We start from the raw sequence: 18,095 nt of genomic DNA, 5'->3' as shown, positions 1-18,095 counted from the left end.
CAGGACCGCAGCCGTCTGGGCAACGGTCCCGAAAATCTCGCCGTTCTCCGCCACATGGTCCTGAACGTCATGCAGAAAGACGGCGAGAAAGGCTCACTCCGCGGCAAGTTCAAACGAGCCGGTTGGGACGAAGCCTACCTCGCCCGCCTCCTCACCCTGTTTTGAAATGCGATCGCCCTGGGCGGGGACGAAGTCCCCCTTGCCGATATGCATTACGTATCGTATACTGTCCGGATGATCGTCGGTTTCGGTGACGAGGATACCGAGCGGTATTTCCGCCACGGGACGTGTCCGGCCCGGTGGCGGCAAGTCGACCGCGTGCTCGCGCGGAAACTCGATATGCTGGACGCCGCTCCGACGCTGGACACGCTCCGCTCGCCGCCGGGAAACCGGCTGGAGGCGTTGAAGGGCGATCGGGCGGGCGAGCATTCGATCCGCGTCAACGACCGTTGGCGTGTCGTCTTTGTCTGGACGGAAGCCGGTCCAGACGCCGTTTCGGTTGTAGACTATCACGAGCGGGAGGCCGCCAATGCGCATGCGCACACATCCGGGGGAAGTCCTCCTGGAGGAGTACATGAAGCCGCTCGACCTGTCGGCGAACGAACTGGCCCGGGCGCTGGACGTTCCCGGCAACAGGATTTCTGACATTGTCCGGGGGCGGCGGGACGTGAGCGCCGACACCGCGATCCGGTTGGGCCGGTATTTCCGTGTCGATCCGCGCTTCTGGATCAACCTTCAGGCCGCCTACGACCTGTCGAAGGCGGAAGCGGAGCACGACTATTCCGGGATTGTCGCGCGGGAGGAGGCGGCGTGAGAACGGACTTTTGTGGGCAAGTCACCGCAATCCGTAATCCCAGCCCTATATCTTGCTGGGTCAAAGAAATAAGGGACATGGTTTTCAGCAAGTATGAGTTCGTTTAGGTGCGGTGCGCAGCGGTGCTTGGGCTTGCTCAATAACGCCCAGGCGCTCTTTCTCGATTCGCTGATGTGAGGGGGGGCGCGCGCGCCGCGCGCCAGAGGGGGCGGCGAGATGCCGCCCCTTCGTTGTGTCGGCCCATGCCGTCGCCGGTCACGCGGTCGAGTGCGCCTTGCGGTGCAGCGCCGCCTGCGCCGCGGCGAGGCGGGCGATCGGGATGCGGAACGGCGAGCACGACACGTAGTCGAGACGCGCGTCCTCGCAGAAGGCGATCGAGGCCGGATCGCCGCCGTGCTCGCCGCACACGCCGAGCTTGATGTCGGGCCGGGTCGCCTTGCCGCGTTCGACCGCGATCTTGATCAATTCGCCGACGCCGACCGTGTCGATCGACACGAACGGATCGGTCGGCAGCAGGTTCTTGGCGGTGTAGAGGCCGAGGAAGGAACCCGCGTCGTCGCGCGAGATGCCGAGCGTGGTCTGGGTGAGATCGTTGGTGCCGAACGAGAAGAATTCGGCGCTCTCGGCGATCTCGCCCGCGCGCAGCGCCGCGCGCGGCAGCTCGATCATGGTGCCGACATGATAGGGCACCGTGACCCCGGTCTCCTTCGCCACCGCTTCCGCCGCGGCGACGATGATCGGCTTGACCAGATCGAACTCCTGCTTGCCGAAGATGACCGGCAGCATGATTTCCGGGGTGACCGGACTGCCGGTCTTCTTGCCGGCGTCGACCGCGCCGAGGAAGATGGCGCGCGCCTGCATCTCGGCGATTTCCGGATAGGCGACCGCCAGCCGGATGCCGCGGAAGCCGAGCATCGGGTTGAACTCGTGCAGTTCGGCCGCGCGGGCGCGCAGCTTGTCGACGGGAACGCCCATGCCCTTGGAGACTTCCTCCATCTCCGCCGCGGTCTTGGGCAGGAACTCGTGCAAAGGCGGGTCGAGCAGGCGGATCGTGACCGGCAGGCCGCTCATGATCTCGAACAGCTCGGCGAAGTCCTGCCTCTGCATCGGCAAGAGCTTGGCGAGCGCCGCGCGCCGGCCCTCTTCGGTTTCGGCCAGGATCATCTCGCGCATCGCCACGATCCGGTCGCCCTCGAAGAACATGTGCTCGGTGCGGCACAGGCCGATGCCTTCGGCGCCGAACGAGCGCGCGGTGCGCGCGTCGGTCGGCGTCTCGGCGTTGGCGCGCACCTTCATGCGGCGCACCTCGTCGGCCCAGGTCATCAGCGTGCCGAATTCGCCGGTCAGCTCCGGCTTGATCATCGGAACGGCGCCCGCCATCACCTGTCCGGCGGCCCCGTCGATGGTGATGATGTCGCCCTTCTTGAGCGTCACGCCGCCGGCGGTCATCGTCCCTTTGGCGTAGTCGATGCGGATCGTGCCGGCGCCGGAGACGCAGGGCTTGCCCATGCCGCGCGCCACCACCGCCGCGTGCGACGTCATGCCGCCGCGGGTGGTCAGGATGCCCTCGGCGGCGTGCATGCCGTGAATGTCCTCAGGCGAGGTTTCGACGCGCACCAGGATCGTCTTGCGGCCGGCCTTGCTGGCTGCTTCCGCGTCGTCGGCCGAGAACACGATCTCGCCGCTGGCGGCGCCGGGCGAAGCCGGCAGTCCGGTGGCGATCGGGGCGGGCTTGGCCTTCGGGTCGAGCATCGGATGCAGAAGCTGGTTGAGCGCGCTGGGCTCGACCCGCATGATCGCGTCCTCGCGGCTGAGCACGCCCTCGTTGGCCATGTCGACCGCGACCTTCAGCGCCGCCTTCGCCGTGCGTTTGCCGTTGCGGGTCTGCAGCATCCAGAGTTTCCCGCGCTCGACGGTGAACTCCATGTCCTGCAGGTCTTTATAGTGCTTCTCGAGCAGTTGCGTCGTGGCCACGAACTGGTGAAACACCTCGGGCATGATGGTTTCGAGCGACGGCTTGTCGGAGCCGGCGGCCTTGCGCGCGACTTCGGTGATGTTCTGCGGCGTGCGGATGCCGGCGACGACGTCCTCGCCCTGGGCGTTGACCAGGAACTCGCCGTAGAGGGCGTTCTCGCCGGTCGACGGGTTGCGGGTGAAGGCGACGCCGGTCGCCGACGTCTCGCCCATGTTGCCGAACACCATCGCCTGCACGTTGACGGCGGTGCCCCAGTCGGCGGGAATGTTGTTGAGGCGGCGATAGGTGATTGCGCGCGCGTTCATCCACGACGAAAACACCGCGCCGATCGCGCCCCAGAGCTGATCCTTCGGCTCCTGCGGGAAGGGCTTGCCGGTCGCCTCCTCGACCTTGGCCTTGTACTCGACGATGACCTTGCGCCAGTCGTCGGCCTTGAGGTCGGTGTCGAGCGAGTAGCCCTTGCCGTCCTTGTAGTGCTCGAGGATGTCCTCGAAGTTATGGCTGTCGACGTCGAGCACGACGTTCGAATACATCTGGATGAAGCGGCGGTAGCTGTCGTAGGCGAAGCGCTCGTCGCCGGAGGTCTTGGCGAGGGTGAGCACCGAGGTGTCGTTGAGGCCGAGGTTGAGGACGGTGTCCATCATGCCCGGCATCGAGGCGCGCGCGCCCGAGCGCACCGAGAGCAGCAGCGGATTGCCCGGGTCGCCGAAGACGTGGCCGGTCTGTCGCCCGACTTCCGCCACCGCGGCGTCGACCTGCTCCGCCAGATCGGAGGGGTAGGTCTTGCCGTTGGCGTAGAAGTAGGTGCACAGCTCGGTGGAGATGGTGAAGCCGGGCGGCACGGGCAGGCCGAGATGGGCCATTTCGTGCAGGTTCGCCCCTTTGCCGCCGAGCAGGTTCTTCATTTCCCCCCGTCCTTCCGCGCGCTCGGCGCTGAAGGAATAGACCCATTTCGTCATTGTTGGCTCCTTACAAGAGCGCGGCCGCCACGAAGGTCAGCTCCGCGAGTGCAATCCCAGTCCGAAACTCACCCAGCCTGCCCCGTGAAACAGAAGGTCGACGCCCAGCAGGGTTCCCAACACGTAAACGCTGTCCATCGGCCAATGGGCGACGATGACCAGACCGAGAAGAATTGTGACCGACGCTGCAACGAATACCAGCAGGCGAGGCGGAACGGGCGGTAGCCGAAAGGCTAACAGGAGTCGGACAAAGCCGGCGGCGATCAGGCCGGCGCCGAGCAGCAGGGTCAGCGCCACCGAGGCCAGCGCCGGATTGACGATGCAGATCAGGCCAGCGGCCAGATAGAGCGTCCCGCCGAGCACCCAGAGGAAGAACGAGCCCCCGCTTCGCGCGTGCGCGCCGATGGCGATCTCGGCCGCGCCGCCGATCAGGAACAGCACCCCGTTGAGCGTCACCAGGGCGATGGCGGCGGCGAGCGAGAAGGCGAGCGCGGCGAAGCCGAGGACCACAAGAAGAACGCCGAAGGCGGTGATCTCCGCCCATTTCGCCTCCAGGCGCTCGATTCCCGGGCCGAGGCTGTGCGTCGACGTCATGGGATTCGCCATGGCCCGCTTCCTTTCCCTTGCCCGATCGTCAGCGCGATCGCTTCAGATCGGCCAGCACCTGCGCGGCGTATTCCACCATCGGCACGATGCGGCCATAATTCAGCCGCGTCGGGCCGATGACGCCGAGGACGCCGGCGAACCGGTGCGCGCCGCCGCGCAAGGGGGCTGCGATCATCGACGACCCGGACAGGGAGAACAGCTTGCTCTCCGAGCCGATGAAGATCTTCACCCCGTCGCCCGTTTCGGCCCGATGCAAAAGTTCGATCACGTCGGTCTTGGTCTCGAGGTCGGCGAACAGGGTCCGGATGCGCTCGATGTCCTCGGCCGCCCGGACGTCGCCCAGAAGATTGGCCTGGCCGCGCACCAGCAGGCGGTCGCGCGCTTCGACCGCGCCCGCCCACGACGCCAGGCCCGCATCGACCAGCCGGGCCGCGATCGCGTCGAGTTCGCCGCGCGCCCGGCTCCGCTCGCTCTCGATTTCGGCGGCCACCTCGGCCAGCGTGCGCCCCCGCACCCGGGCGTTCAGGTAGTTGCCGGCCTCGACCAGGGCGGAAGCCGGGAGGCCGGCGGGCGTGACGATCACGCGGTTCTCGATCGAGCCGTCCTCCGCGACCAGGATCGCGAGCGCCTTCTCCGGCTCGAGGCGCAGGAATTCGACGTGCTTGAGCGACGGGTCCGACTTGGTCGTCAGCACCACGCCGGCGCCGCGGGTGAGTTCGGAGAGAACGCTCGTCGTCTCGGCGAGCGCGCCCTCGAAGCCGCCGCCTTCGGCCGCCGCGCGCACCTGGGCGTCGATCCGCGCCCGATCCTCCCGGCCGAGATCGCCGAACTCGAGCAGCGCGTCGACGAAAAAGCGCAGGCCCTGCTGGGTCGGCAGCCGCCCGGCGCTGGCGTGCGTGGCGTAGATGAGGCCGAGTTCCTCGAGGTCCTGCATCACGTTGCGCACCGAGGCGGGCGACAGCGAGACCGGCAGCATGCGCGACAGGTGGCGGGAGCCGACCGGCTCGCCGGTCGTCAGATACGACTCCACGATGCGCCGGAAGATTTCGCGCGAGCGTGCGTTCAGGTTCGCGAGCGCGCCCGTTTCGGCGGCCGGGCGATCGGCGGGTGAAGCCATGGTCGAGGACAATGCCGGGAAGGGCGCCGCGGCGCAAGGCGACAGGGGCGCGCCCGATCGTCGCGTGCGCCGTCGGCGCTTGCGAGCGCGCGCTGGCGGCCGTGCCGAAGATGCACGCGCGGACGACCTCTACAGCGCCTTTCGCAACCCGCCGCCCGGCCGGGGAGCATTCGCTTCGGCGCCGACCAGCCGGGCGATTTCACCGCGGCAGGAGCCGCAATTCGTTCCGGCCTCGAGGCGCGCGCCGACGGCGGCGACGGTGGCGCAACCTTGCGCCGCCGCCTCGAGGATCTCGTTGCGGCCGACGTCGAAGCAGGCGCAAACGGTGGCGCCGCGGTCGCGGACGTCGGCGCCGGGGCGCCCGGCGAGCAGCCGCAAGCGCTCTTCCGTCGCGATGCGCTCGCCGAGGCGTTCGCCGAGCCAGGCGCGGGCCGCCGCGACCGGTTCGCGCGCGACGAAAAACGCGCCGGCGAATGTCGCTGCCGCGAAAGCGACGAACCGGCGCTGACCGGCCGCGGCGTCGTGATAGGCGACGATCTCGATCGCCTCGCCGAGCGCCAGCGCCTTGCGCGCGAAGGCCGTCCAGTCGGCGGGCTCTTCGAGGCCCGCAAGCTCCGCCCGCCAGCCGCCGCGCGCCGGCGCGCGGGCGAAATAATCCGCCCCGTCGGTCTCGAAAGGCGCGCGCGACACCGCGAAAGCGTACCAGGCGGCCTGGAAGCGCTTCGCCGAGACCGCCGTGATCTTCAGTTCCGGCTGGCCGGAGACGGGATCGACGGCGGAACTCGTCACCGCGTCGATGCGCCCTTGCGAGGCGAATTGATCGGTCCAGTGCATCGGGGCGAACAGCGAGCCCGGCCGCTGCCGCTCGGTCACGACCACGCGCAGAATCGCGCGCCCATGCGCGCTCTCGATCTCGGCGAGGTCGGCCGGCTTCACCCCGAGCGCTTCGGCGTCGGCCGGGTGGATCTCGACGAAGGGTTCGCCGATATGCCCCGTCAGCCGCGGCGTCTTCGCCGTGCGGGTCATGGTGTGCCACTGGTCGCGGATGCGGCCGGTGTTGAGGATGAAGGGAAAGCCTACGCTCGTCCGCGCAGCCGGAACCCGGAAGGGCGTGGACACGAAACGCGCCTTGCGGTCGGCGTGGTAAAAGCCGCCGTTGGCGAAGAAGCGCGTCTCGGCCGGCGCTTCGCCCGCGCGGCGCGGCCACTGGAACGGGGTCAGCGCGTCGTATTCGGCGTCCGAGATTCCGGCGAGCGCGCCGAGGTCGAGGTCGCGGCGGCCGCCGTTCCGCGTTGCGGTGAGGCGGGCGTATTCGCCGAGAATCCCGGCCGGCGAACGATGGGCGAAGGCGTCGCCAAAGCCCAGGCGGGCCGCCACTTCGGCGACCTGGCGCCAGTCCGGCAGCGCTTCGCCCGGCGGAGCGAGGAACGCCCGTTGGCGCGACATCCGCCGCTCGGAATTGGTGACGGTCCCATCCTTTTCGCCCCAGGCCGCGCTCGGCAGCAACACGTCGGCGAGCGCCGTCGTGTCGGTCGCGCAGACGTCCGAGACGACGACGAACGGGCAGTTGCGGATCGCTTCCCGCACCCGGTTCGCCTCCGGCATGCTGTCGACCGGATTGGTCGCCATGATCCACAGCGCCTTGACCCGGCCGTCCTCGACGGCGCGGAACAGGTCCACCGCCTTCAGGCCCGGCTTCGCCGCGATCGTCGGCGAGCCCCAAAACGCCTGGACGATGCCGCGGTGCTCGGGGTTGTCGATGTCCATATGGGCGGCGAGCATGTTGGCGAGGCCGCCGACTTCGCGCCCGCCCATGGCGTTGGGCTGGCCGGTCACCGAGAACGGCCCCATGCCCGGCCGGCCGATGCGGCCGGTCGCCAGATGGCAATTCAGGATCGCGTTGACCTTGTCCGTTCCGGCCGAGGACTGGTTGACGCCTTGGGAATAGACGGTGACGACGCGCTCGGTCCGCGCGAAGAGATCGTAGAAGGCCGTCAGCGCCTCGGGCGCGAGTTCGGTCGTTCTCGCCGCGGCGGCGAGATCGAAGGCGCGGGCCTCGGCCAGCGCCGGCTCGAAGCCGACCGTGTGCGCCGCGATGAATCGCAGGTCGACGCCGCCGGTCTCGGCGAGATGGGCGAGCAGACCGCTGAACAAGGCGACGTCCGCGCCCGGCGCGATCGCGAGATGCAGGTCGGCCGCCGCGGTCGTCGCGGTCGCGCGCGGGTCGATGGCGACGATCGTCGTTCCGCGCGTCTCGCGCGCTGCGAGCAGACGCTGGAACAGCACCGGATGGCACCAGGCGAGATTGGAGCCGGCGAGCACGACGAGGTCGGCCTCCTCCAGGTCCCGGTAGCTTCCCGGCACGGTGTCCGAGCCGAAGGCGCGCCGGTGGCCGGCGACCGACGAGGCCATGCAAAGGCGGGAGTTGGTGTCGATGTTGGCCGTGCCGATGAAGCCCTTCATCAGCTTGTTGGCGACGTAATAGTCCTCGATGAGCAGCTGCCCCGATCCGTAGAAGGCGACGCTGTCGGGGCCGTGCGCCGCGATCGTCTCGGCGAAACGCCGCGCGACGCGGTCCAGCGCCGCGTCCCAATCCGTCTCGGCGCCGTCGACCATCGGCCGCAGCAGCCGACCGTCGCGCGACAGGGTTTCGCCGAGCGCCGAACCCTTGGCGCACAGCCGGCCGAAATTGGCCGGATGCTCCGGATCGCCCTTGATCTCGGCGCCGCCGTCGCCGCGGGGGCGCGCGAGCACGCCGCACCCGACCCCGCAATAGGGGCAGGTCGTGCGGGTCCACTCCTCGCTCATCACGACGCCTTTCCCAGAACCGGCTGTCCGGCGAGGGCGGACAGGTCGACGAGGATGCGTCCCGCTTCGACCTTGAGCGGGAAGGTCGCCGCGCGCCCCGCGTCGGCGCCCTGGGCCTCGCCCGTCTCCAGGCTCAGGACCCAATTGTGCAGCGGGCAGGTGACGTTCGCGCCGTGCACGATGCCCTGGCTCAGCGGGCCGCCTTTGTGGGGGCAACGGTCCTCCAGCGCGAAGGCCCGGTCGTCGACGGTGCGGAACAGCGCGACGCAGCCCTGCGGCGTCCGCACGACCCGTGCGCCCAGGCGCGGAACCTGATCGAGCGCGCCGACATCGGTCCAGATCGTTTCGGTCATCGGCGTCCCTCCGCGGCGAGGGCGAGGTCGGCGATCGGGACGAACTCGTGCGCGTCCTTGCCGGCGACGCGTTCGGCCCACGGGTCGGTCTGGGCGAAGTGTTGCGAGACCACGAAGCGATCGTAGAGCGCGCGCCGCTTCTCGGCGTCGTCGACGACCTGCGCCTTGATCGCGGCCGCGCCGACGCGCTTCGCCCATTTGTAGATCCGCTCGAGATAGCGACCCTGCTCGCGGTAGAGCTGGACGAGGGCGGCGATGATTTCGATCGTCTCCGCTTCCGTTTCGGCGTGGCCGAGCGCCTCGGTTCCCTTGATGTCGAGTCCGGCGGCGCCGGCGAAGACGATGTCGTAGCCGCTGTCGACGCAGATCACGCCGACGTCCTTGCAGGTCGCTTCCGCGCAGTTGCGCGGGCAGCCGGAGACGGCGAGCTTCACCTTGGCCGGCGTCCACGAGCCCCACAGGAATTTCTCCAGCTTGACGCCGAGGCCGGTCGAATCCTGCGTGCCGAAGCGGCACCAGTCGGAGCCGACGCAGGTCTTCACCGTGCGCAGCCCCTTGGCGTAGGCCGCGCCGGAAATGAGCCCCGCGGCGTTCAGGTCCGCCCAGACGGCCGGCAACTGCGCCTTGCGCACGCCGAGAAGATCGATGCGCTGGCCGCCGGTGACTTTCACCGTCGGGATCGCGAACTTGTCGACCACATCGGCGATGGCGCGCAGTTCGGCGGCGCTGGTCACGCCGCCCCACATGCGCGGCACGACCGAGTAGGTCCCGTCCTTCTGGATGTTGGCGTGGACGCGCTCGTTGATGAAGCGCGACTGGCCGTCGTCCTGGTATTCGCCCGGCCAGGCCGCCAGCAGATAGTAGTTCAGCGCCGGACGGCATTTCGCGCAGCCGCATGAGGACGTCCAGTCCAGCGCCTGCATGACGGCGGGTATCGACTTGAGCGCTTTCGCCACGATCAGGCGGCGCACATCGTCATGGCCGAGGGCGGTGCAGCCGCAGACCGGCTGGACGGAGGCGGCCTCGTAGGCGTCGCCGAGGGTGAGTTTGATCACCTGCTCGACCAGGCCGGTGCAGGAGCCGCAACTCGCCGACGCCTTGGTGTGAGCGCGAACGCCGTCGAGGCTCCTCAAGCCCTTCGCCCTGATGGTGTCGACGATCTTGCCCTTGCATACGCCGTTGCAGCCGCAGATTTCCGCATCATCCGGCAACGCTGCAACGGCCGCCGTAGGGTCCAGCGGGGCGCCTCCCGCGGCGCCCGGTCCGAACATCATCGTCTCGCGCAGGTCCGAAATGTCGGCGCCGCGTTTCAGCAGGTCGAACAGCCAGGCGCCGTGCGCCACGTCGCCATAGAGCACGACGCCGATCAGGCGGTCTTCCTTCAGCGCCAGGCGGCGATAGACGCCGCGGGCGGCGTCGCGCAGCACGATCTCCTGGCGATCCTCGCCTTCGGAAAAATCGCCGGCGGAGAAGAGGTTGATGCCGGTGACCTTCAGTTTGGTCGCGGTCGCGCTCGGGTTGAACGCCGCCGTCGCGTCGCCGGCGAGTTGGGCGGCGACGATCGCCGCCATCTCGTAGAGCGGCGCGACCAGGCCGAAGCACTGGCCGCGCGCCTCGGCGCATTCGCCGAGCGCGAAGATGTCGGGGTCGCTCGTGCGCATGTCCGGCCCGACGACGATGCCGCGATTGACCGCAAGGCCGGCGTCGCGGGCGAGCGCTGCGCTCGGGCGGATGCCGACCGCCATGACGACCAGGTCGGCCGGAAGCTCGGTCCCGTCGTCGAGCAACACGGCGCGAACGCGCGACGGGCCGGCGCCCGGGTCCGTGCCGAGGATCTCCCGGGTGTTGGCCCCGGTGTGGACCCTGACGCCACGCGCCTCGATCGCCTGCGCGAGCAGGAGGCCCGAGGGCGTGTCGAGCTGGCGCTCCATCAACGTCGGCATGAGATGGACGACGCTGACCTCCATCCCCTGCTCGCGGAGGCCGATGGCGGCTTCGAGCCCGAGCAGCCCGCCGCCGATCACCACGGCGTGGCCGCGCGACCTGGCGACGAGCAGCATGGCGGTGACGTCGTCGAGATCGCGGTAGGTGAGCACGCCGGCGAGCTTGCAGCCGGGCACGGGAAGGACGATCGGCGTCGAGCCGGTGGCGATGATCAATTTGTCATAGGGCTCGACGACGCCGTGTTCGGACGTCACCGTCCTCGCATCGCGGTCGATGGCGACGACGCGGTGGCCCTTGTAGAGCGTGACGCCGTGATCGACGTACCAGCCGTCGCCGTGAATGACGATCTGGTCGAAGGTTTTCTCGCCCGACAGGACCGGGGAGAGCATGATGCGGTCGTAGTTGACGCGCGGTTCGGCGTTGAAAATCGTGACCTTGTAGGCCTCGGGCGCGGCTTCGAACAGTTTCTCGAGCGCGCGCCCCGGCGACATGCCGTTGCCGACGATGACGAGGCGCTGGCGCGGCGCGGGAGACGCCGCGGCCTCGAGGGCTTCCTTCTGGACATGGTGCATGGACTGACTTCCGGTCTGGGCGCGCGTGACGAGCGCACGGCGAATCTCGGGGGAGCGCCGCCGGCGCGTGGCCGGCGGCGAGCGACGGCTTCAGGCGGCGGCGAGGTCGGCGCGGCTGAGCCAGGTGCGGCGCCACCGGATGCTGACGGCGGTGAGCGCGGTCAGGGCGGCGAGCGCAAGGCAGGCGAAGACCGCAAAGCCGAGGCCGTAGCCGCCGGCGAACTGCTTGGCGTAGCCGAGGCTGGCGGCCAGATAGAAACCGCCGGCGCCGCCGGTCGCGCCGACGAGGCCGGTGACGACGCCGACGTTGCGCGAAAAGCGCTGCGGCACGATCTGGAACACCGCGCCGTTGCCGGCCCCGAGCGCCCCCATGGTCACGACGATGATCGGCAGGGCGACGGTCAGGTCGGGGAGTCCGCGGCTGATGATCAGGACCAGCACCGCGACGAGGCCGTAGACGAAGCTCAGCGCCTTGACGCCGCCGATGCGATCGGCGATCGCGCCGCCGATCGGCCGGACGAACGAGCCGGCGAATACGCAGGCCGCCGTGGCGTAGCCGGCGTTGACCGGGGACAGGCCGTACTGGTCGTTGAAGTAGATCGGCAGGAACGAGCTGAGGCCGACGAAGCCGCCGAAGGTGACGCAGTAGAAGGCCATCAGCCACCACGCGTCGGCGTGGCTCAACACGTCGGCGTAGTCCTTGAGCGACCTCCGGGCGGGACTATGCGGGCTGTTCTTGGCGAGCACGACGAACAGCGCGAGCACGATCGCCAGCGGCACGATGGCGAGGCCGAGCACGTTCCGCCACCCGAACAGAACCGCGAGCGAGGGCGCAAACAGCGCGGCGAGCACAGTCCCCGAATTGCCGGCGCCGGCGACGCCCAGCGCCGCGCCCTGATGCTCCGGCGGGTACCAGTAGGAGGCGAGCGGCAGCGCGACGGCGAAGGACGCGCCGGCGACGCCGAGCACGATTCCGAGGGCGAGCGTCGAGGCGAAGGTTTGCAGGCCGAAAGCCCAGAAGGCGGCGAGGCCGCCGATCACGATCGTCTGCATGATGACGCCGGCGAGGCGAGGCTTCAGATAGTCGGCGAGGACGCCGGCCACGATGCGCAGAACGGCGCCGGCCAACACCGGCGTCGCGACCATCAGGCCCTTTTCAGCCGACGAGAGATGGAGATCCCTGGCGATGAAGACGCCGAGAGGTCCGAGGATCACCCAAACCATGAAGCTGACGTCGAAATACAGGAACGCTGAGAAAAGCGTGGGCAGATGCCCGGCGCGCAGAAAACCGCGGTTCATGGGAGGACGCTTTCAATCCCGACGCGTCACGCGCGCCGCCGGACCTGCTGCCCGGGGACGAACCGCCATTGGCTCGCCGATCGATCAAGGCGGCGAAATCGCCGCCTGCTATGGCCCGCCCCGTCGTTGGAGCGTCGCCAGCTCTCGTCGATCCAAGACGCGAGCAGCGCTTATCAAGCAAGGACTATGCCAATGATGGGCTGAGGATAATCAAGGGCTTAGGTCAGCGGCGGGTTTGTGACGCGCGCCAATTGCCCGCGCGCGTTGATCAGACTTTGTGCAATGCACAACAAAAGGCCGCGCCGGCGGCGTCCGCCGGCCGGCCGCGCGCCTCCCGGACCGCCTCGCCGCGCCGATCGTCCGCTTCGCCGCGGATGAACCTGGTTCAGACGATCGTCTCCGGATCGAACACGGCGCCGTCGCAGAAGATGTCCGGGCCCATCGGGATCGGCGCCGGCGAGGCGGGAAGCGACCAATCCGCCGCATGCTCGCCCTCGCGCTTGCGGTCGGACGCCGGGATCGGCGCGCCGACCGGCGCCAGCGCGGCGGCGTAGAGGTCGGGGCGGTAGACGCGCTCGGCGATCGGGCGCAGCGGCAGGCCCGGCTCGACCAGGCCCCAGCGCGTCATCTGGGTCAGGAACCAGAGCGCGTGCGACCGCCACGGATAGGTCGCCGCCGACCCGTGGAAGAGCGTCTCGTTGCGCCCGTGGGTGCCCGGCAGCGAGGAGAGAATCGCGTGGCTGTCGACCGCGAGCCAGGCGCGGCGGCTGAGCAGCGCGGCGACGTAGGTCGCATTGGCGGGCGCGTCGCAGAAGCGCGCGCCGCGATAGAGGGCGCGCAGAAGGCCGGAAAGCGCCTCCGGGCGCTGTTCGGCCCACCGCTCGCGCACCGCGAGCGCCTTGCCCGGCCCATTGCGCCAGACGTCGCCGGATGTCGCGACCGTCGCGCCGACGCCCGCGCGTTCGGCGATGTCGCCCCAGGGCGCGCCGGCGCAGAAGCCGGCGATCCTGCCCGACCCCAGCGCCTCGACCATGCGCGCCGGCGGCGTCACGATGACGGCGTAGTCGCGCTCGGCGAGCGCGCCGGCCGCCGCGAGCCAATACCGCAAAATGAGATTGTGAGTGGAATAATCGTGCACGACCGCCAGGGTCTGCTCGCCTTCGGACGCCTTGAGCCGCGCCGCCAGCGCGGCCGCGTAGCCGACCCCGCGCGCATCGTCGCGAAGCTGCGCGGCAAGGTCTTTGGCGAGCGTGATCATGTCCCCGCCGAGGCTCACGTTATAGGGAATGATCAGCGGCTCGGCTGGTCCGCGCAGGCCGAGCGACACGGCGAAGGCGAGCGGCGGGACGATCACCGCCGCGTCGAGCGCGCCGAAGGCCAGCTTGTCGGCGACGTTGGCCCAGGACGGCTCGACCGACAGCGCGACGTCGAGTCCCTCGTCGGCGAAGAAGCCGAACGCGTGGGCGACGATCGCCGGCGCCGAATCGGTCAGCCGCAACAGGCCGATCGCGATTTTCCGGCCGGGGGCGGCGCGGGAAGGGGAGACAGCGTCACTCATTTGAGTAGCCCATCGGCGTCCTGGTCCTTGATCAGGTCGGCGGCGACCTGCGCGATGCGGCGATTGTCGTTCATCGCCTTGTTGCGCAGCCAGCGGTAGGCCTGCGGCTCGGTCACCTTGCGCTCGGCCATCAGCAGGGCCTTGGCGCGCTCGACGATGCGGCGCTCTTCGAGCTGCGCGTTCGCAGCCGCGAGTTCGGTTTCGACGCGTGCATAGCGGCGGAAATGCGCGACCGCCGAGGCGACGATCGCCTTCATGTCGCGGTTGGAGACGCCGGAGAGGTTGTACGAACAAACGCCAGCGGCGATCGCGTCCTCGACGAAGGCCGGATCGTCCTTGTCCGAAAACATCACGATCGGCCGCGGCGCGCTCGACGACAGCGCCCGGACGCCCTCCAACGCGTCGCGATCCGGGAGCGCCATGTCGAAGATGACGAGGTCGGGCGCGATCCGGCGCACCGCCTCGACGAGGTCGGCGCCGCCGCCCACGCGGACGACCTGCGAAAATCCGGCGCCGCTCAGCGTCCGCTCGAGCAAGCGCGCGCGCTCCGAATCCGAATCGACCACCAGGATCTTCAGCGACATCAGCAATCGATCGCATCGAGCGCCGGCGATGGTCAATTCCCCGGGCGCTGGACCGCGAACGCATTGCGGCCCTCGTGGGTCCTCGACGCCCGCACCCGGCGCAATTCCCCCTTTCCTCCGCGCGGTCTCGGGAATTCCGGTGACACGACCGTATTTACTCTTCGCGTCGGTTGCGCAGAGCCTACGCATCGGCAACGAGACGCGGAGACTTCGTCAATGACGGGCGTGTCATTATCAGTGGCCGGCATCGACGGCCTCCTCGAGCTTGGACGCGTTGGCGCGGCGGCGGGCGTGGTGTTCGGTGTAGGCGAGCAGGATGGTGGGGACAGTGGCGGCGATCGTGATCGCGAGCACCCATAGGTACGTGGTCCCGAATCCGCTGGCCTGCCCGGCGGGCGTTGGGTTGTGGCGGAGTTGGCCGTCGAGGATGACGGTGAGCACGGCTGTTCCGATCGCGCCGCCAACGCGTTGGAGGATGTTGAGTTGCGGGGTGGCGTCGGGGATCCTGTTCGGCGGCAGGGCGCGGTAGGCGGCGGCCATGACCGGGGTGATCGACAGGGTGAACCCGGCGCCTCTGATGACCATGACGAGGCACAGCAGGGTGTAGGGGGTGGTGGCGGTCAGGAACACGAACGGGATGGTCGAGACCACCTGCAGAACGGCGCCCGTGAAGGCGGTTATCCCGGCGCCGTAGCGGTCGGTGAACGGCGCCGCGAGCAATGCGCCGAGCCCGACCGGCGCCACCAGGAGCCCGGCGAGGATCACGTCCTCGCCGCGGACGATCTGGAAGTACAGAGGCGTCAGGATCATCCCGGCGTACATCGCGGCGCCGAGTGCGAACGTGGCGATCGACGCGGCGGTGAACGCTCGGCTGGCGTACAGCCCGAGGTCGAGCAGCGGCCGCTTCGCCCGCAGGGCGTGCACGACGAAGCCGACCAGGGCGGCCAGTCCGACCAGCAGCGCAACGATGGCGGCCGTGTCCAGCCCAGCCGCGGCGCCGAGCTCCGCCAGGCCGTAGGTGATGCCCACGGTCCCGGCGCAGGCCAGGATCAGGCCGGTCACATCCAGCCGTCCCCCGTCGCCTCCCTTTCCCCGGGGCAGGAGCCGCAGGGCGAGCACGACGCCGACGACGCCGAAGGGGACGTTGAGCCAGAAGATCGCCCGCCAGTCGATGTATTGGATGAGCAGACCGCCGATGGTGGGTCCGAGCGTCGGGGCGAGCACCATCGGCGCCGCGATCAGGCTCATCACCCGCCCGATCTGCGCCTTGGAGGACTGCGCGGTCCAGATCATCGTGCCGACCGGCATGATCGCCCCGCCGCCGACGCCTTGCAGCGCCCGGGAGGCGATCAGCATTCCCACGCTCTGCGAGCACGCGCACAACGCCGAACCGACGGTGAACACCGCCAGCGCGGCGACATACAGTCGGGCGGCGCCGAACCGGCGGGCCGCCCAGCCGGTCAGGGGGACGACCGCGGCGAGCGCGAGCAGGTAGGCGGTCACCACCCACTGCACCGTCCCCAGTCCGGCGTGCAAGTCGACCGACAGGGTGTGCACGGCGACGTTGACGACCGTCGAGTCCAGAAACGACAGCGACGCGCCGATCATCACCACCCCCACCGATCGGCGTAGAGCAGGCGAGAACGGCTCAGTGGGGGCGGTCATCGGCGGTTCTCCTTCTGACGTTTCTTCTCGTCGGCGAGGATCTCAGGGAGCCTCTCCAGCAGCGATTCGTGCCAGGCGATCTCGGCCTCGAGCCGGGCGTCGCGGTGGCGCACGACGAACTTCTCGTTGACGCTCAGGTTCTGCGCGATCTCCTCGATCTTGACGCGCTCGTGGGCGAGCATCGCGCGCAGCCGCTGCAGGCGGAGCTCCAGCACGGCCGGGAACTCGTCGAGCCGATCGCGGTCCAGTCGCGACATCGCGAGGTCGAACGGGTCGGGGCGGAACACGACCTCGCCGAGCCCCTCCTCGCGCAATCGGGCGAGGGCCATGCGGCCCTCGGCGGTGATCCGCCAGATCTGGCGTTCGGGGTAGCCGCCCTCCCGCTCGGTACGCGACTCCTCGATGAGCCCCTCGTGCGCCATGCGCTTGAGCGCGCCGTAGAGGGCGCCGACGGAGATGTCGGTCCACAGGGTGACGTACTCCTTGTCCGCGAGCTGGCGGAGCTGGTGCCCGTGCATCTCGCCCTCGTTGGCGAGCGCGCCGAGGATGTAGAGTCGGATGCTTGACATACGACTAGTCTCGCGAAAGTAGTCGCGCATGTCAACTGCGCAGGCGCCGCCGGGCGACCCATCGTTACGCCGCGTGTCCGCGCCCGTTTCCGCCGTTCGGCCGGCGTGCCTGCTCTGACGCGCAACCCGAGCGGCCGCGACGCGATTGCGGCCCCGCCTGACGAGCCTCGTCGGAGGGCCGGTCATGTTGCCCCGCACCTCTGGTCCACGGCCGATCGACAATCAGACTGACCGGAACAAGGATCGCCGCGAATTACGGTGACACGACCGTATTTACCCCTCGCTTCAGTTGGGCAGAGCTTACGCATCGGCAACGAGACGCGGAGACTTCGTCAATTACGGGCGTGTCACGTAACGCTCGTGTCGCCGCAACTCTCGCACCGTAACTCATGGGATGAACGGGACCGTGCGTCCGGGTTCGGCCCCTGGCGAGGAGCGACCCCTCGCGCGCTCGACCCGTCGCGTTGCGAGGATCGCGATCGGGAGCCCGATTGGACAGGTGAGCGTGGGCGGGCTAGTCTAGCAAAAGGTAATACCACTTGCTGCGAGAGACCGCATGGCGACGGCGACATCCATCAAGCTCGATGACGAACTCAAGGGGCGTGTGCAACACCTTGCCGACGCTCGCCGCCGCACTGCGCACTGGATCATGCGCGAGGCGATCGCCCAGTACGTCGAGCGCGAGGAAAAGCGCGAGGCCTTGAATCGTGACACACTCAAGGCGTGGGAGGAGTTTCAGGCCACCGGCCTGCATGCGACCGGCGAGGAAACCGATCGGTGGCTGGCGAGCTGGGGAACCGACGACGAGGTGCCGCCCCCCGCATGCCACGCGTGACGTTCGCGCCGGCGGCGATCCGGGACCTGCAACCGCTGCGCGAATTTCTGCGTCCCAAAAGTCCGGACGCGGCGCGCCGGGCCGGGGAGGCGATCCGGCAAGGCGTGAAGGCGCTCGGCTCGCATCCTCGAATGGGCCGTCTGATCGACGACCTGCCCGAGCAATATCGGGAATGGCTGATCGGCTTCGGGCAAAGCGGGTATGTCGCTCGCTATCGCATCGACGACGACGCGGTGACCATTCTCGCGGTTCGACATCAGAAAGAGGCGGGGTGGTAGGGTGCTTGCGACGGGCCTGCGGATGGTGTGACGAATCCGGAGCGGGCATCGGAATTTGGCCCCGTGTCAAACGACATCCGAAAGGGGACCGGCGGCGACATCGAAAAGGATACCACCGGAAGGTTGGGATGATCCGCGTTTTGCGTCCCGCAGGGAGGC

General features: G+C 69.0%; 14 protein-coding genes and 1 pseudogene. 4 read left to right on the top strand and 11 right to left on the bottom strand.

The window, feature by feature from the left end:
• Window positions 1-234: 234 nt before the first annotated feature.
• Both DFR50_RS30640 and DFR50_RS30635 read left to right on the top strand, forming a co-directional pair.
• Window positions 235-513, top strand: a pseudogene (locus DFR50_RS30640) (type II toxin-antitoxin system RelE/ParE family toxin); the annotation flags it as partial.
• A 16-nt stretch (window positions 514-529) separates the two neighbouring features.
• Window positions 530-814, top strand: coding sequence for a HigA family addiction module antitoxin (locus tag DFR50_RS30635; protein ID WP_113894060.1), 285 nt, complete (start codon window positions 530-532; stop codon window positions 812-814).
• Between the two features lie 255 nt (window positions 815-1,069).
• On the opposite strand, the gene ppdK is transcribed toward DFR50_RS30635, so the two are convergent.
• The 11 genes from ppdK to DFR50_RS30580 form a co-directional block, all read right to left on the bottom strand.
• The gene (gene ppdK, locus DFR50_RS30630; protein ID WP_113894058.1) at window positions 1,070-3,748 is read right to left on the bottom strand and encodes a pyruvate, phosphate dikinase; all 2,679 of its coding nucleotides are present in this window, start codon (window positions 3,746-3,748) and stop codon (window positions 1,070-1,072) included.
• A 36-nt stretch (window positions 3,749-3,784) separates the two neighbouring features.
• Complete coding sequence (locus DFR50_RS30625) at window positions 3,785-4,354, bottom strand: HdeD family acid-resistance protein (protein WP_113894056.1); 570 nt, start codon at window positions 4,352-4,354, stop codon at window positions 3,785-3,787.
• Between the two features lie 28 nt (window positions 4,355-4,382).
• Window positions 4,383-5,471, bottom strand: a complete 1,089-nt coding sequence (hrcA, locus tag DFR50_RS30620; RefSeq protein ID WP_113894055.1) for a heat-inducible transcriptional repressor HrcA — start codon at window positions 5,469-5,471, stop codon at window positions 4,383-4,385.
• A gap of 129 nt (window positions 5,472-5,600) precedes the next feature.
• Complete coding sequence (locus DFR50_RS30615) at window positions 5,601-8,279, bottom strand: nitrate reductase (protein ID WP_113894054.1); 2,679 nt, start codon at window positions 8,277-8,279, stop codon at window positions 5,601-5,603.
• Window positions 8,279-8,632 carry a nitrite reductase small subunit NirD gene (gene nirD, locus DFR50_RS30610; RefSeq protein WP_113894053.1) on the bottom strand — a complete coding sequence of 118 codons (354 nt, stop codon included), beginning with the start codon at window positions 8,630-8,632 and terminating at the stop codon, window positions 8,279-8,281. Before nirD ends, DFR50_RS30615 begins: the two co-directional genes overlap by 1 nt.
• Window positions 8,629-11,148, bottom strand: coding sequence for a nitrite reductase large subunit NirB (gene nirB / locus DFR50_RS30605; protein WP_113894052.1), 2,520 nt, complete (start codon window positions 11,146-11,148; stop codon window positions 8,629-8,631). The genes nirD and nirB overlap by 4 nt, the downstream gene beginning before the upstream one ends.
• A gap of 90 nt (window positions 11,149-11,238) precedes the next feature.
• Entirely contained in the window at window positions 11,239-12,447 is a 1,209-nt protein-coding gene (locus DFR50_RS30600; RefSeq protein WP_113894051.1) for a nitrate/nitrite transporter, read from the bottom strand.
• 385 nt (window positions 12,448-12,832) lie between these two features.
• Window positions 12,833-14,005, bottom strand: coding sequence for a CmpA/NrtA family ABC transporter substrate-binding protein (locus DFR50_RS30595; RefSeq protein WP_113894050.1), 1,173 nt, complete (start codon window positions 14,003-14,005; stop codon window positions 12,833-12,835).
• A complete protein-coding gene (locus DFR50_RS30590) occupies window positions 14,002-14,589 on the bottom strand; it encodes an ANTAR domain-containing response regulator (RefSeq protein ID WP_113894062.1) in 588 nt (195 codons plus the stop codon). Before DFR50_RS30590 ends, DFR50_RS30595 begins: the two co-directional genes overlap by 4 nt.
• 234 nt (window positions 14,590-14,823) lie before the next feature.
• Window positions 14,824-16,254 (bottom strand): MDR family MFS transporter, encoded by a 1,431-nt coding sequence (locus tag DFR50_RS30585; protein ID WP_113894049.1) that lies wholly within the window; start codon window positions 16,252-16,254, stop codon window positions 14,824-14,826.
• On the bottom strand, window positions 16,251-16,823 hold the full coding sequence (locus tag DFR50_RS30580; protein WP_170153456.1) for a PadR family transcriptional regulator: 573 nt from the start codon (window positions 16,821-16,823) through the stop codon (window positions 16,251-16,253). Before DFR50_RS30580 ends, DFR50_RS30585 begins: the two co-directional genes overlap by 4 nt.
• 556 nt (window positions 16,824-17,379) lie before the next feature.
• Here DFR50_RS30580 and DFR50_RS30575 point away from each other — a divergent pair.
• Both DFR50_RS30575 and DFR50_RS30570 read left to right on the top strand, forming a co-directional pair.
• Window positions 17,380-17,658 (top strand): CopG family ribbon-helix-helix protein, encoded by a 279-nt coding sequence (locus tag DFR50_RS30575; RefSeq protein WP_113894047.1) that lies wholly within the window; start codon window positions 17,380-17,382, stop codon window positions 17,656-17,658.
• The gene (locus DFR50_RS30570) at window positions 17,646-17,936 is read left to right on the top strand and encodes a type II toxin-antitoxin system RelE/ParE family toxin (RefSeq protein WP_113894046.1); all 291 of its coding nucleotides are present in this window, start codon (window positions 17,646-17,648) and stop codon (window positions 17,934-17,936) included. Before DFR50_RS30575 ends, DFR50_RS30570 begins: the two co-directional genes overlap by 13 nt.
• Window positions 17,937-18,095 lie beyond the last annotated feature (159 nt).

It is taken from the genome of Roseiarcus fermentans (assembly GCF_003315135.1).
Taxonomy (GTDB): domain Bacteria; phylum Pseudomonadota; class Alphaproteobacteria; order Rhizobiales; family Beijerinckiaceae; genus Roseiarcus; species Roseiarcus fermentans.
This window is presented reverse-complemented; position numbering and strand designations above follow the sequence as displayed.

Coding starts and splice junctions, on each gene's coding strand:
- DFR50_RS30625 (WP_113894056.1), bottom strand. CDS start 4,354: ATGGCGAATCCCATGACGTCGACGCACAGCCTCGGCCCGGGAATCGAG.
- hrcA (WP_113894055.1), bottom strand. CDS start 5,471: ATGGCTTCACCCGCCGATCGCCCGGCCGCCGAAACGGGCGCGCTCGCG.
- DFR50_RS30635 (WP_113894060.1), top strand. CDS start 530: ATGCGCATGCGCACACATCCGGGGGAAGTCCTCCTGGAGGAGTACATG.
- DFR50_RS30590 (WP_113894062.1), bottom strand. CDS start 14,589: ATGTCGCTGAAGATCCTGGTGGTCGATTCGGATTCGGAGCGCGCGCGC.
- DFR50_RS30600 (WP_113894051.1), bottom strand. CDS start 12,447: ATGAACCGCGGTTTTCTGCGCGCCGGGCATCTGCCCACGCTTTTCTCA.
- nirB (WP_113894052.1), bottom strand. CDS start 11,148: ATGCACCATGTCCAGAAGGAAGCCCTCGAGGCCGCGGCGTCTCCCGCG.
- DFR50_RS30585 (WP_113894049.1), bottom strand. CDS start 16,254: ATGACCGCCCCCACTGAGCCGTTCTCGCCTGCTCTACGCCGATCGGTG.
- DFR50_RS30575 (WP_113894047.1), top strand. CDS start 17,380: ATGGCGACGGCGACATCCATCAAGCTCGATGACGAACTCAAGGGGCGT.
- DFR50_RS30595 (WP_113894050.1), bottom strand. CDS start 14,005: ATGAGTGACGCTGTCTCCCCTTCCCGCGCCGCCCCCGGCCGGAAAATC.
- DFR50_RS30615 (WP_113894054.1), bottom strand. CDS start 8,279: ATGAGCGAGGAGTGGACCCGCACGACCTGCCCCTATTGCGGGGTCGGG.
- ppdK (WP_113894058.1), bottom strand. CDS start 3,748: ATGACGAAATGGGTCTATTCCTTCAGCGCCGAGCGCGCGGAAGGACGG.
- nirD (WP_113894053.1), bottom strand. CDS start 8,632: ATGACCGAAACGATCTGGACCGATGTCGGCGCGCTCGATCAGGTTCCG.
- DFR50_RS30570 (WP_113894046.1), top strand. CDS start 17,646: ATGCCACGCGTGACGTTCGCGCCGGCGGCGATCCGGGACCTGCAACCG.
- DFR50_RS30580 (WP_170153456.1), bottom strand. CDS start 16,823: ATGTCAAGCATCCGACTCTACATCCTCGGCGCGCTCGCCAACGAGGGC.